This window comes from Thalassotalea sp. G20_0 (assembly GCF_017744175.1).
Taxonomy (GTDB): domain Bacteria; phylum Pseudomonadota; class Gammaproteobacteria; order Pseudomonadales; family Endozoicomonadaceae; genus Endozoicomonas.
In genome coordinates this window covers 1-12,028 of sequence record NZ_JAGHQV010000084.1, presented here as the reverse complement: position 1 = coordinate 12,028, position 12,028 = coordinate 1, and the positions used below count along the sequence as shown (strand labels likewise).

The window sequence follows — 12,028 nt, the reverse complement described above, 5'->3', positions numbered from 1 at the left end:
ACAGACACTTGCGGATCTAAAACATTCAACAATATCCATCGCTGTTGAAAACAATCCAAATATTCTCATTAGTAACACTCCAAATTATGTTATCAATAGTGCTACTTAATTCAATGTACGGCTAACAAAGCATTCCAGGTGACGTCTTTGGCGCACCTGAATGCGGCGTTAGGTGCAAAACCAATATCGAGTTAAATGATGCAAGACATGCGGATAATGCTGATGACTATGGTTTTGTGATTTAATAAAATTGAGCCTTGTTATCAGGCAGATGTATTATGTTCGGTTTTTTGAATAAATTTAAAATGATAGGTGTTCAAGGAGGGGCTGATAGTCTATTACGTCGGGCTGGCCTTCCTAATAACCTCGCTTCTTTTGTTGTTTATGGCAATCCCTTTAGTAAAACTATATTTAGTGCTGTACTGGATCAATGCAATCAATTAAGTAAGCTTGAAAAAGCATTTGTAAGTTCTATTATTCTTATGGAATTTATGACTTCCTCTTCCCGTGATAATGAGAAGGCATATAACCTTTATTCAGAGCGGGTTTTTATAATGATTTCTTCATTATCAGATCTGATTTCAAAAGGTGAAATTTCTTTTGGTCCCTTTTCAGTTGCATACTGCAAGACGTATGAAGATGTATTTAGTTCCCCACTTTCTAAAGCTGAATTCGAAAAGAAACTTAATTTCACAGATTCTTTTAATCGTCAGGTAGATTTTGTAGAAAATATTGCAGATAGGGCTGAATCAAAGAAAAAGTCACTATATTATTAGGAAGAAATGGGATATGACTAGAACGAGGAATACCTAAATCCTGGTTAGCAGGGCATTAAGCCATTGCTCATTGGCTCTGCCTGGGCGAAGGTCGGATGTTTGCCAGTGATGGCTGATCTTCAGTGGCGTATTGCTGAGAATATCTATAAGACCAGAGTAGTTTACATCAGTGAAACTCCGGCCATTACGGATTAGCTGGTAATTTTCGCCCAGCTTAAACGAACAGTAGAAGATGCCATCCATTTTCAGGAACGAGGCCAGATGAGTGAAGGTATCGGAGAGTTCTGTATAAGGAACATGCAGGAGCGAGGCACAGGCCCAGATACCATCAAATTGCTGTTCTGACTGGAAGTCTTTAAATAATGAGTGCTCAACAGCCAAGCCAGTGAGATTCCTGGCCATATTGACCATGGCTTTACTGCCGTCGAATGCTGTTACCTGATAACCCAGCTCCAGAAAGGCCTTGGCATCTCTGCCTGAACCACAGCCAGCATCCAGTATATGACCATGTTCTTGTATATGTGGCAGAAAGTTTTGATACAGGGACTGGGTATCGACGTCGACCGTTGTGTTAAAAAAAGACTCGGCATTCAGGTCATAGAAGGGGATGCTGTCTGACATTAGTGAGGGTTGCTGGTAATACTTCAGATGGCTGTATGATGCCACGGGTTTTGATAAATGACACGTTTAAGGCTGAAGGTGATTAAATCATACCGGTTCGGTGGTTGGCCAGGGCAGAAGCTAACGCCGGAAAACAAACTGTTCCAATAACCGGCTGGTTTTTTGAAACTGGCTCATAAAGATAAAGGTTACGATGACGGCTTTCGAGTCATCAACCCGGTAGAGAATCCTGTAGCCATCTTTAAGGTATTCGCGAAACTGCAGGCCAAAATAACGTTCGAGGTCGTAATTAACGGGGCATGATTTTGGGTTCTCAGTAACTTGCGTTTCAAAAGCCGCCTGGATTTCAGCGAGTTTGTCGATATGGCCTGGCAGGTTTTCAGGGTGTCTGGACGCAGTGTGTTCTATCACCAGCTCCATAGAGATCTGATAGGACTCAAGGTAGATAACCCGCATCATTTATTATCCAGATACTTTGCCCTGATATTGTTCAGTACCTGGTCACCCGACAGTGTTTTGCCCTCTGCCTCGTCTTTGGCGCCAAAAGACAATAGCTTCAGCAACGCGGTAGCTTCTTGCCTGCGCTCTCTATCTTCAAAGGATTCAATGACATAGACTGGCTTACCATTTTGGGTCACAACGATCGGTTCTTCCAGGTCCAGGTTAGCCGCATTCTTTTTTACGAAACTGATCGGTTCAATTCTCATCACTCTGCCTCCTGTTTATGGCCTAAATATAGTCCATATATAGATCTTTTGCTATCGGGATGTGGCCGGTCACTCTGGTCAGCTTTTACGGTTTTGATAATCGGCATTGTACTGTTCGTGCTGTGCATTATGAGGGGGCGATGGCGCTCTGTGCTTTGAAGAACCGGTAACCTTTAATCGTGAGTTCGTGATTTATACGAAGCAGGTCAGTCAGATTCTCTCGGACAGCCTCCTAGTGAAGGGCCATGCCCGTCAGCCAGCTCAGGAATGTTCAAGCCGGAAAGGCGTTTATCGAAAGACTCCTGCTTGCCATAATCGGGAAAACTTGCGTCGATCAACCGGGACTTCCAGTAGAGTGGTTGTGGGTCGTAGTCGCCATAGCCGTAGTTAAAAAAAATCGACAGTGCGCTGGCGCAGGTTAATCTTAACCCTTTCACGAAGCATGGGAATGGGCTGGGTTGTAAAACCCTCGTAGGTCATCAGGGTCAGTTTGCCGGAACGGATATGAATTTTTACCAGGTCTACGCCATCGGTTTCTGAAAAGAGCTGTGTGGCACAACCGGCATAGATTCTTAACGGGGGCGGCAGGTCATTTATAAAACGACTATGGATGATCAGTGAGTGGCTGTGGTTAAGGATACTGGCTGGTAACTTCCAGGTCTTCGATCACATTAATGACATAGCCAAGGTTGACCAGATCTCCTTCTGTTTTTTCGCCCTCGGGTCGCCAGTTTGGATCCCAGCCACTGGCGGTGATGCCATGGGCCTGTAATTCCGACAGGTCATCGCCATGGCCGCAGCCGTAGTCAAATACGGTGTATTGTCCCTTCAGGTAGCCATTATTGGCCGTTGGTTTTGGGTGTCATTATGCATATGGCTGCATTTTGAGACTCACTGTTATAGCTAACGTGAATGGGCTTGTCGTGTCCATAAAAATAGAGCCTGTCAAAGGGGAGCTGTTTAACTATTCAGGTGGTTACCTTCAGTGATGAGGTGTCCGGCACATGAAAATCACAGGCGGCTCCTCCCCGGGAGCAGATGGTGTCTCCCTTTCTGTTTTTTCCAAAGCAGCTGTGCTGATCCAGTTTGGGATATATCGAGGGCAGCACACCCTGTTCTTTGGCCAGTTTTTTCTTGCCGTCGCCAACGGGGGGGAGCAAAAGCCATAGGTGATTTCCAGGTCACCAAACTGCTCATAAACCGGATCGAGTATATGAATCGCCAAATCGGCAAGGGCCTGCCAGCTCTGCTCAGCCAGTGGCAGGTTATCAATTGACGATGATTGCCGGGTTTCACCGCACTCAATCAGTTGCCGGTAGGTGAAGTGTTTGCTGCAAGGTTGGTCCAGCTGGGGCACAGTGAAACCTGCTGTTGGTTTTGATCAGAATAAGCAATTGGTCTGGTGACATTCAATCCAGAGTGAAATAAGCTGCGCACGGATCTGTAGTACTGTTTTATCGGACGCAGGCTTATACAGCAGAAATTTATTACCTTGTTTTGATCGGATCGTTGTGCAAACAGACGTTAATAAAAGAGAAGCCCTATGACTATCCGGGTAGAAACCGCCACGACCATTGGCAAAGCCATTATTCTTCAATTGCATCACCGCGATGAGAAAGCGTGTGAATAAAATCTGAGAGATTCGATGTTGATCTTCCCTGAAACTGAAAAAAAGCTGAAAGCCAGAATTTCCAGCTATCGATCGGCGCTCAACAAAGAGAAAAAAGAATATCACTTCATCAGTGATGGCAGCGGTAAACGCTATGTTCTGTTCAGTCTGTACCTTGTCCTGAACGATTTGAAGAAGTCAGAGAGTTACTTTAACTGGTACCAGGAAGAATTTCCTGATGATGCGGGCGAACCGATCCAGACATTGTGCTGGTCTCTGGGCTTGCTGAGAATGAACAAACCGGTGGAAGCACGCTACAAACTGGCGGAGCTGATGCTGGCAAATCTTTATCTGATCCCTTACGTGCTGGGCCAGCCCCTCGAGCAGGAATATGATATCTGGCATGCATCCAACTTCCACAATCTGGATTATATTTATGACTTGCCAGAAGAGGTCAATAACGCGATTACGGATAACGAGCGGGAGTGGATGGGTGAGACGTATGGTTCACTTGAGTTTCGCCGTGTCAGAAAGCGATACATCGAGATTTACCATGAGTTGTTAACCACTAAAGAGCTTGCCGGGCGAAAAATATTACTTAATGAGTCCCGTGGTTTATTACGATCTGTTTGATATCTTACATGCTATATTCCTGTCTGGGTTAGTAAAAGCTATTGAGGAAGATAAATTTATCGATGAAATAAACTAAGAGGTATCAATGGGTCATTACTGTAGGATTTGTGCCTGTAGCAAGCCAAATGAACAGTTTTCCGGTAAAGGGCATAAGAACCATATCTGCAAAGAGTGCTCTAAGAAACCCAAAGAGGAAAGATGTGCAATTGATCAGGAAAATGAAATATTTGGTTTTATGCGTCAGTCAACTATTTCCAGGAAGAATATAGCGCGTTTGCATAAACTGAAACTGTCGGATAACCAGCGTGTTGCCGAGCTGGCTGCCATTACTTTAGCGGTTGCACTGGTTAAACCACACAAAAAGCGCAGGCTGAAGGTGTTGGCCAAAGAGCATAGAGAGTTGTTTATTAAAGTCAGTGAGTCTGGTCTTATTTATGCCCACCATTACTGATCATCCAGCAAGCTCTCTGGCATTATTGACCAAAGGCGCTTGAGGTTTGCTGAAGATCGTCGTTTTATCATGGATTTTCGCCCGGCTTGTCGTGTAGCCTTGGCTGAGCGACTTCTGATAGGCATCCCTTTTCCTTGAATCCCACTGTATCGTCGTGTTTTTACAGGTTGTGAATATGATCCACCATCCCGGGATTTCAGTCCATATTCCCAATGATGCAATGATTGCCCCTGGAATCCGGAGCCTTCGTGATCAGTTAAGCAGGCCAGGATAAATTGGGGAAGATAACGGCAGCCCACCGTGATAAGGTGAAACTCAGGTCTATTACCCAAGCGGCAAAGTGGGGCTAATAACAACCGCAGTCAGAGCCGGGAGCGATTCCTATGATATGCCTGATGATCCATGGGCCTAATGAGTGGGACAGGTCGAAGTTGGATGGTCGGAGCTATCAAAAATAAAAAACGGCCTTGGTGATCTGGCCGACTCGCCTCCGTAAGAGGCCATCATCAGCAAGAAAACAGTGATACCAAAACACAATAACTATCTGGGGATAATATGGAGTGTTATCAACAGCAGTTTGGTGGTGACTATGCGCTGGGTATCCGTATACCCGGGTACTTTCAGGATATCTCTTATCGCCATGATACCGGCCCTGCCTTTACCTTCAGTCAGGGCAACCGGATCCTGAAAATCTGTGTGTTGCCGGAGAGTCTCCACGACCGGGAGATCACCGGTGCCTACCGTTACACCCTGATGGAAATGAAAGCGGACGGCGAGGATGATGACTGCCCGGCGTTTGCGGCGATCCATTTTGAAACGGACTCACCGGTGGCGTTTGAGAAAGTGATTTTTGACCGGGACCGGTTGCAGGGCTTACTGAACCGGAACTGATCCGCTGGTTGTACCCAGACAGGGAGATGGCTTGCTAACCGTGGGCTGGCAGTCTTTTCTGATACTGTAGTACCGCAAAAAACCTTACTGCCGGTAGGTCAACCTACCGGAATTTGATCCGAAGGCGTTGATATCTGTACGGTTCGATATTGCGTTCAATGTCATGGGTTTTCACCGCTTGTGGTGGATAAACCGCTTTTTATTATTTAATCGCTAAAATCTTCCAGCGAAAACCCTTCAAACCGCACATCGTACCCTTTCAGCTGCTGACGAAGCTTTTCCGCTTTTTCCTGCAGGCGGGATAACCGGATATTGGCCGGATTGCGTTTTACTTCTGCAATTAAGGCAATTTTTTCCAGTTCGTTGATGGCAACAATATCAATTTCGTTCTGGTTTCCCCGCTCCCAGTAGCTACCGACAATATTGTATTGCCCACTGGCAGCGATGCGCTCACGGTGCATCTGTTCCAGCCAATGCCCGCTCCAGGTGGGGTAATCCCGTTCAATCACCTGATGAATAAAGCTATAGTTGCCTATTTCTATGGCGCTGCGATGGCGGTATATAAAGCGAAACCAGAATGCCAGAAATGCATCCACCATTCTGTACTTCACCAGTCGTGTACCCGGTTTGGATAGCACGGGCCGATGTCGTTCAATAATTTCAAACTCTTTTTCTAATCGATCCAGTTGTGGTCCGACGGATATTTCCAACAGTGACTCTATGGCTGGGCGGCTGGTGTGGCCTGCAGCGATGGCCGTCAGTATGGAAAAATACGTGCCATGCTCCGGACCGAACTCTTCGGCCAGTCGGTAGTGACCTTCTTCAATCAGTAAACTGTGTTCACTGACCAGTGTCTGCCAGATGTTTTCATGGGCATCGGTATTGACCAGCCATTCCAGGTATTTCGGGACACCGCCGCTGAGCATGTACCATTGCAACAGGGTCTCCGGACTGAATCTTTTTTGATCATGGAGGAGTTCAGCAATGAATTGGGTTTTCAAAGGTTGCAGATTAATCCGGTTGTCAGCGCGATCAAACAGGGGTTCTTTACTGTTCTGGAACAAATGCGTCATCAGGCTGTAAAGTGAACCACAGCAAATCAGGTGCATCTGGCTTTTGCCTTTGTACTGATCCCAGAGATGCTGGAGTTCTGAAAAAAAGGCGGGAGCGCTGAATATCCTGAAACTCATCCAGGATAAGGGTTAATGGTTCGGTACAGCTGTATTGCAGCAATATTTCCAGCACTTCCCTGAGTGAGGACGGATTGCCGAAAATGGGAACGTTTAACAAAGCGCGTATTTGCTCAACAAACTCCTCACAGAGCAGGCGTTCCTGCTTTCTCGAAACAAACAGATAAAGGGCCCGATGCTCACCTCCCCGGGGGAAAGCCTGATTCAATAAAGCGGTTTTTCCCACTCTCCTGCGGCCTGTGACAATCGTCATTAATGCCCCGCCAGTGGCTGCCTTATTGCTCCAGTTTTGCAAGTGGTTGAACTCTGTTTCCAGATTGTAAAACTTCATCGTATAAATTATTACTGTAATAATTATTACAGTAACTTTAGGTTAAAACTCTTTTCCTTCAACGTGTTTCCATTAAAATTTGTCCTAAAAAAAATGGCGAAAATATCGAAAAATAATACACACTTGCGCACTTTTTCCTGAAACGATTTGAGGTAAGTGGTTGAAATATATGAGTGGTACGCTAACTTCAGGTGCTAGTGACTGTATGGTCGTGGAAGTTCGAGTCTTCTCCCGGGCACCAATTATCAAAGATATGTCGTGTAATTAGCGGCAAAAAAAACCGGATAATTACCCGGTGATATCTTCTCTCATTTCTCTTCCTTCTTGTTACCTTCTACCCTGTACTTCTTGGGTCATCAGGATACAGATTTTCTTCGCTTCCAGTGTTTTATGCCCTGATACTAATCCTTCGTGGTCAGACACGCCTTTGGCTTTCAGGTCGGTGCCACTTCTCGTTAATCAGTCCTTCATCTATTGCGCGGTTGATCAGTTTCTGCCATTGGCTGTCTAACGTGTTTTTGTGCATTTTTTTCCCTGGTGACATCTGGATGCCTCGCTTGGCGGCAATGTTGGGTGCACCGAACACGTACTCAAACTTTTCACCGTTGTTGTGATCATCCAGAAGTTTTAACGCTTTTTTAAGTCGTGGTGTCCAGAGGGTAATTTCATCCAGTGAACCTTTTCCCCGTTTTTTCGTCGAAGGAAATGGTGCGAATACCCTGTTCCGCCCGGACAAGGGCTTGATGATAGATGTCGCAAGCATCGGCGCAGTGTATTTCAAACGCCCCATCCCTTGAGCTTTCGACCCAGCCTTTAACCTTGTCGGGACGAATGTCGGCCTGATTTTAAAAAACGCCCCACCTGCCTCTGAGAGATAGATGGGACGATACCTTTATCTATTGCTGCCATGGCCAATGAGTTTTCTGACCAATGACTGAAGGGATAACCATGGTCTTCGGGTTTGTCGCAAGACATGGCGATAATCTGGCAAATTTGTTCTGCATCAAACTTGGGTATGGCTCCGGGGCGTGGGGCTTCCTTGAGGCGGTCGCTGGGCAGTTATACCCTGATGGCCGCCGATGCCATAACCCGAAAAGCAATGGGCGCTGCCGACAAACCAACTTCCACTCTGCAAGACAATCCATTGCTGGGCAGCTTTGTGCGAGACAAGGTGACCAACCGTAATCGCTACACCGATGAACTGCACGAGATGACGGTGGATATTAACGAGATCGCCAACAGCATCAAACGCTACCAGGAATCCGGCGAAGGCCAGCGAGCCAAAGATCAGGAGCAGTCTGCCGTCGCAAAGCTGAAGCATAAGGCAGGACTCCAGAAGGCGAGTCGGGAGATAAACAAGCTGAGAGACCTTGGCGAGCCAAATGTTCCTTTTGTTCATAATATACGTCCATTTATTGTTATCGGTTTATTCAGTTGAGGATGTTGAGAACTATCGTGCTATAAAACTTATATATGAGAATACATACAGTGCTTCAATAGGAGTACTTTTTGAGGATATTCAGGTGTAAGTTATGGGTTGTGATATCTAACTCATTGATAATAATGCACTGCTGAAGTGGATTTATTGAAGCTGCTTTTATGTTGTCTGTAATTGGCAGAAGGATATATATACAAAAAACAGAATTGTAATTATTGGCCATGTAAGAAGTGTAAAATATGGGCATCGGCTGCATCCTGCCAAACAAATACCACTGTAAACTGTTCGATGATACTATTTTATGCCTATGCAATTAGACATTGAGTGTCGTTCAAAAAAGCGTGACCTGACTATTCCTGAAAAAGGCTGGACGGGCGGTAGCGTGGGTGCGGATCAGGAAAGTGTTGCAATGTTCTCTTGATTTAAGACATTGGGTAGGAGAAACATTAAGCCGACTTTTCTGGTCAAGAAAATATAGTGTGCAAAACCAAGATCCCATCGTTTTTCCAATGGTTCAGGTGATAAAAATGAACGACACTCATAGTAAAGTTATCGGTTATGTACTTTGGATTTTCGGTTTTCTTGGCGCTCACCGCTTTTATTATGGCAAACCGGTAACAGGGACTATCTGGTTGCTCACCCTTGGTCTCTTTGGCATTGGCTGGCTGATCGATCTTTTCCTTATCCCGGCCATGGATCGGGAAGCGGATTTTCGTTTCCATAGTGGCCAGTATGATTACTCTGTTACATGGATCTTGCTGGCATTCCTTGGTGTATTCGGCGTCCATCGTATGTACCTGGGGAAATGGATATCCGGAATTTTGTATCTGTTTACCATTGGCTTTCTTGGCCTTGGTGTTATTTACGACTTTTGGACGTTAAACGACCAGATCTCGATTAAAAACAGTGCGAATAGTTCTGCATTAGAAAACTGAAAAAGTGGGTTGAGAATTTTAGGGCAAGAATTGAAAGACAGTTTTTAATCTTCGATGAGTTCAAGATTCAAGAACCGAACCCGGTTTTACGACCCCGGTTTTGGTCCCAGTAGCTGCGCTCGGTAGACAGAGAGTAACCGGCAGAGCGAATGGCAGTTTGAAAGCGTTCTTGTAATCTCATATAAGTCCTGCTTGATACTGTGTTTTTATACAGTAAAAGCTGGTTCGTATATGTAGAAAATCAACTGAATGGTTAATTTGTTGTTTTAAATGAAAATAAAGCAATTTGTCATCACACGCGTTGCTTGACCGAAAAATATACAAATCACAAAATGCGAATCAGAAGATATAGCCTTTAAAATGCAAAACGCCGTGTAAGTCGGGCTGTATGGGGGTATCGGCTGGTGCGTATAGCGAATCTACAGTATGTTATGCGAAACTGATTCGTGTAAACGACTGTTAGGCATCAAAAGTCATCAAATACAACGTAAAAACAGGAAGTAAAATGATAAAGAAGATAATTGGTATATCACTACTTGCCACTGCTTTTAGTGCGAACGCTGATTTTAATATAAATACTAGCCATGGAAAGTTTTCAATTTCCTCAAAGGACTCTGTTGGCATTCAGGATCTACAGACTTATAAGATTAACAATAAAGTTGTAGGTCATAGTGAGTACATTGAAGTAGATGGAAAATTATTAGGTATGTCTGATGGCTCCGATTACCTTGTTATTAGAGGTAGCATTGGTGCAAGTGCGTGTGCGGAAGCACTTTCTATAGTTGAAATCAAAGGGAATAAAGCTTCATTCAGCCCATCTTTGCATGCTTGTGGAGGTGTAGATAATGTATCTTTCAACAATGGAGTTGTAACAGTTACAGCATGGGCTAGAGACGGAGAAACCTTGATTACATATGTGGTAGACGGTAAGAAAGTATTAGAAAACGGAAAGGGTATGCTCACTAAATACAGCTTTTTATCGCGGTAATAAAAGCCTAACAAGAAAATCCAGGTGACGCTTACGGCGCACCTGATTTAGGCGTTATGCGTGCAACCCAAGGTCGAGTCACACGCTGTCAATTTTAGTTCTTTGACCACTGACGAATTGCTTTGATTTCATCCTTTGAAATGCTTAAGGATTCAAGAAATTCTTGATGAGCTTCAGGCTCCATAGCTTCAAACTGAATGTGCCAATTTTTCATCGCTTCATCATCGAGGCCAGCAGCTTTCATAATTTCAGTCCAGCGTTCTTTATTGACCATGTTCTGCTCCAGTAAGTTGGGTTGTTCAAGTAACATAACAATTGCCTTTTGCTGTAACCGTAATTTCTGTATCTCTTTTTCAAGAGAGTTGAATTGGTCAAGTAAAATTTGCTCTTGCGTTACATGTTTATCTCGATCTAGGAGAGTTGCTATATCTTCAACTGACAAACCAAAAGATCGATATGCCAATATGGAGTGAAGCTTCTTTACTTCTTTATTCCCATACCAGCGATAGCCGTTTTCAGAACGTGTTTTTGGGTAAAGTAATCCGGCACGCTCGTAGTACAGAACCGCTGTCCTTGAGATATCGCATGTTTTAGCCAATTGAGTAACAGTCAGCATATAAACTCCGTCGTGGGTCGAGATTGAATTCTCAGCCCTACACCAGTAGACAGGTCAAGATAATAGTAATCAAAATATTCACGTAGTAAAAACTAAATCATGCACGCATAACAAGCCCATCCAAGCGACCGCCTTCGTCGGCGCTTGATGGGAGCGTTAGGTTTCTATTCAGTATCTCTGTCACTGCAATATGTGAGTACAATAAAAATGATTTATAAAGTTATTTTCATTGCATTATCAGCATTTCCATCCTTAGCTCTTGCAGCAAGAGGAGGCACGTGTAATTCAGATTTTTGTACCTTTACTGGTAGCACTATTGCCATAGTTCTATTTTTTGCATTTATTGTCTCAATCGTTATCAGTATCTCTGAGAAGGGTTTTATTAAAGGGCTTACAGATCATGCTGGAGTCAGATTTGTGGCTATGTATGCTGCAATGCTCTCTGGGCTTGGCCTTATTCTCATTACGCTTAAAAATATGGATGCATCAAAGGAAACTACAGTTTTAATATTTATAATTATTATCGCTGCCTTATATATTTACAGAAAATAAAAAGGACACCCACTTTTTAAAAAGTGAAGAGAGTACGTTATTTATTCATTTTTTAAATATTAAATAAAAATAAATAAAAAAATAAAAAGGACACCCACTTTTTAAAAAGTGAAGAATACAATAAAAAGGACACCCACTTTTTAAAAAGTGAAGAGAGTACGTTATTTATTCATTTTTTAAATGATAGTATTGATCATTGTAAGAATTTCTCATTCATACCAAACAGGAAGCGTATAAAAAGCACTCAGCAACAGCTAGATAGAAGACACTGTAAAGACAATATAAGAAAG

At 43.9% G+C, this 12,028-nt stretch carries 18 protein-coding genes; 8 read left to right on the top strand and 10 right to left on the bottom strand.

Annotation, left to right across the window (positions count from 1 at the left end):
- Positions 1-278 precede the first annotated feature (278 nt).
- The gene (locus J7438_RS23935) at positions 279-776 is read left to right on the top strand and encodes a hypothetical protein (RefSeq protein ID WP_209204622.1); all 498 of its coding nucleotides are present in this window, start codon (positions 279-281) and stop codon (positions 774-776) included.
- 33 nt (positions 777-809) lie between these two features.
- On the opposite strand, the gene J7438_RS23930 is transcribed toward J7438_RS23935, so the two are convergent.
- The 5 genes from J7438_RS23930 to J7438_RS23910 all read right to left on the bottom strand — a co-directional run bounded on the left by J7438_RS23930 (position 810) and on the right by J7438_RS23910 (position 3,461).
- Positions 810-1,397: a class I SAM-dependent methyltransferase gene (locus tag J7438_RS23930; RefSeq protein WP_209204623.1), complete on the bottom strand. Its 588-nt coding sequence runs from the start codon at positions 1,395-1,397 to the stop codon at positions 810-812.
- Between the two features lie 120 nt (positions 1,398-1,517).
- Entirely contained in the window at positions 1,518-1,856 is a 339-nt protein-coding gene (locus J7438_RS23925; protein ID WP_209278576.1) for a hypothetical protein, read from the bottom strand.
- Positions 1,853-2,104 carry a type II toxin-antitoxin system Phd/YefM family antitoxin gene (locus tag J7438_RS23920; protein ID WP_066015816.1) on the bottom strand — a complete coding sequence of 84 codons (252 nt, stop codon included), beginning with the start codon at positions 2,102-2,104 and terminating at the stop codon, positions 1,853-1,855. The genes J7438_RS23925 and J7438_RS23920 overlap by 4 nt, the downstream gene beginning before the upstream one ends.
- A gap of 206 nt (positions 2,105-2,310) precedes the next feature.
- Positions 2,311-2,541: a hypothetical protein gene (locus J7438_RS23915; protein ID WP_209278575.1), complete on the bottom strand. Its 231-nt coding sequence runs from the start codon at positions 2,539-2,541 to the stop codon at positions 2,311-2,313.
- 545 nt (positions 2,542-3,086) lie between these two features.
- A complete protein-coding gene (locus J7438_RS23910) occupies positions 3,087-3,461 on the bottom strand; it encodes a hypothetical protein (RefSeq protein ID WP_209278574.1) in 375 nt (124 codons plus the stop codon).
- 288 nt (positions 3,462-3,749) lie between these two features.
- On the opposite strand from J7438_RS23910, the gene J7438_RS23905 reads away from it, so the two are divergent.
- Entirely contained in the window at positions 3,750-4,346 is a 597-nt protein-coding gene (locus J7438_RS23905) for a hypothetical protein (protein WP_209278573.1), read from the top strand.
- Positions 4,347-4,581: 235 nt separating this feature from the next.
- Positions 4,582-4,797 carry a hypothetical protein gene (locus J7438_RS23900; RefSeq protein ID WP_209204630.1) on the top strand — a complete coding sequence of 72 codons (216 nt, stop codon included), beginning with the start codon at positions 4,582-4,584 and terminating at the stop codon, positions 4,795-4,797.
- Here the strand turns inward: J7438_RS23900 and J7438_RS23895 are convergent, their stop codons facing one another.
- The gene (locus J7438_RS23895; RefSeq protein WP_209278572.1) at positions 4,798-5,010 is read right to left on the bottom strand and encodes a hypothetical protein; all 213 of its coding nucleotides are present in this window, start codon (positions 5,008-5,010) and stop codon (positions 4,798-4,800) included. It lies immediately after the preceding gene.
- 342 nt (positions 5,011-5,352) lie between these two features.
- On the opposite strand from J7438_RS23895, the gene J7438_RS23890 reads away from it, so the two are divergent.
- Complete coding sequence (locus J7438_RS23890) at positions 5,353-5,688, top strand: hypothetical protein (protein WP_209278571.1); 336 nt, start codon at positions 5,353-5,355, stop codon at positions 5,686-5,688.
- Between the two features lie 206 nt (positions 5,689-5,894).
- Here the strand turns inward: J7438_RS23890 and J7438_RS23885 are convergent, their stop codons facing one another.
- The 3 genes from J7438_RS23885 to J7438_RS23875 all read right to left on the bottom strand — a co-directional run bounded on the left by J7438_RS23885 (position 5,895) and on the right by J7438_RS23875 (position 7,972).
- The gene (locus J7438_RS23885) at positions 5,895-6,752 is read right to left on the bottom strand and encodes an ATP-binding protein (RefSeq protein ID WP_209278570.1); all 858 of its coding nucleotides are present in this window, start codon (positions 6,750-6,752) and stop codon (positions 5,895-5,897) included.
- Positions 6,736-7,209 carry an ATP-binding protein gene (locus J7438_RS23880; RefSeq protein ID WP_209278569.1) on the bottom strand — a complete coding sequence of 158 codons (474 nt, stop codon included), beginning with the start codon at positions 7,207-7,209 and terminating at the stop codon, positions 6,736-6,738. Before J7438_RS23880 ends, J7438_RS23885 begins: the two co-directional genes overlap by 17 nt.
- 415 nt (positions 7,210-7,624) lie before the next feature.
- Positions 7,625-7,972: a hypothetical protein gene (locus J7438_RS23875; RefSeq protein ID WP_209278568.1), complete on the bottom strand. Its 348-nt coding sequence runs from the start codon at positions 7,970-7,972 to the stop codon at positions 7,625-7,627.
- A 252-nt stretch (positions 7,973-8,224) separates the two neighbouring features.
- On the opposite strand from J7438_RS23875, the gene J7438_RS23870 reads away from it, so the two are divergent.
- The 3 genes from J7438_RS23870 (at position 8,225) to J7438_RS23860 (ending at position 10,570) form a co-directional block, all read left to right on the top strand.
- The gene (locus tag J7438_RS23870; RefSeq protein WP_209278567.1) at positions 8,225-8,647 is read left to right on the top strand and encodes a hypothetical protein; all 423 of its coding nucleotides are present in this window, start codon (positions 8,225-8,227) and stop codon (positions 8,645-8,647) included.
- A 479-nt stretch (positions 8,648-9,126) separates the two neighbouring features.
- Entirely contained in the window at positions 9,127-9,582 is a 456-nt protein-coding gene (locus tag J7438_RS23865; RefSeq protein WP_209204636.1) for an NINE protein, read from the top strand.
- A gap of 505 nt (positions 9,583-10,087) precedes the next feature.
- A complete protein-coding gene (locus J7438_RS23860) occupies positions 10,088-10,570 on the top strand; it encodes a hypothetical protein (RefSeq protein WP_209278566.1) in 483 nt (160 codons plus the stop codon).
- Positions 10,571-10,664: 94 nt separating this feature from the next.
- Here J7438_RS23860 and J7438_RS23855 read toward each other — a convergent pair whose 3' ends face one another.
- Positions 10,665-11,186, bottom strand: a complete 522-nt coding sequence (locus tag J7438_RS23855) for a MerR family transcriptional regulator (protein ID WP_209278565.1) — start codon at positions 11,184-11,186, stop codon at positions 10,665-10,667.
- 192 nt (positions 11,187-11,378) lie between these two features.
- Here J7438_RS23855 and J7438_RS23850 point away from each other — a divergent pair, with 192 nt between their 5' ends.
- A complete protein-coding gene (locus tag J7438_RS23850; protein ID WP_209278564.1) occupies positions 11,379-11,738 on the top strand; it encodes a hypothetical protein in 360 nt (119 codons plus the stop codon).
- Positions 11,739-12,028: the final 290 nt, after the last annotated feature.

What these genes read in the sequence shown, in the direction of transcription:
- J7438_RS23935 (WP_209204622.1), top strand. Translation starts at nt 279, where the DNA reads ATGTTCGGTTTTTTGAATAAATTTAAAATGATAGGTGTTCAAGGAGGG.
- J7438_RS23930 (WP_209204623.1), bottom strand. Translation starts at nt 1,397, where the DNA reads ATGTCAGACAGCATCCCCTTCTATGACCTGAATGCCGAGTCTTTTTTT.
- J7438_RS23925 (WP_209278576.1), bottom strand. Translation starts at nt 1,856, where the DNA reads ATGATGCGGGTTATCTACCTTGAGTCCTATCAGATCTCTATGGAGCTG.
- J7438_RS23920 (WP_066015816.1), bottom strand. Translation starts at nt 2,104, where the DNA reads ATGAGAATTGAACCGATCAGTTTCGTAAAAAAGAATGCGGCTAACCTG.
- J7438_RS23905 (WP_209278573.1), top strand. Translation starts at nt 3,750, where the DNA reads ATGTTGATCTTCCCTGAAACTGAAAAAAAGCTGAAAGCCAGAATTTCC.
- J7438_RS23900 (WP_209204630.1), top strand. Translation starts at nt 4,582, where the DNA reads ATGCGTCAGTCAACTATTTCCAGGAAGAATATAGCGCGTTTGCATAAA.
- J7438_RS23890 (WP_209278571.1), top strand. Translation starts at nt 5,353, where the DNA reads ATGGAGTGTTATCAACAGCAGTTTGGTGGTGACTATGCGCTGGGTATC.
- J7438_RS23880 (WP_209278569.1), bottom strand. Translation starts at nt 7,209, where the DNA reads ATGAAGTTTTACAATCTGGAAACAGAGTTCAACCACTTGCAAAACTGG.
- J7438_RS23875 (WP_209278568.1), bottom strand. Translation starts at nt 7,972, where the DNA reads ATGCTTGCGACATCTATCATCAAGCCCTTGTCCGGGCGGAACAGGGTA.
- J7438_RS23870 (WP_209278567.1), top strand. Translation starts at nt 8,225, where the DNA reads ATGGCTCCGGGGCGTGGGGCTTCCTTGAGGCGGTCGCTGGGCAGTTAT.
- J7438_RS23860 (WP_209278566.1), top strand. Translation starts at nt 10,088, where the DNA reads ATGATAAAGAAGATAATTGGTATATCACTACTTGCCACTGCTTTTAGT.
- J7438_RS23855 (WP_209278565.1), bottom strand. Translation starts at nt 11,186, where the DNA reads ATGCTGACTGTTACTCAATTGGCTAAAACATGCGATATCTCAAGGACA.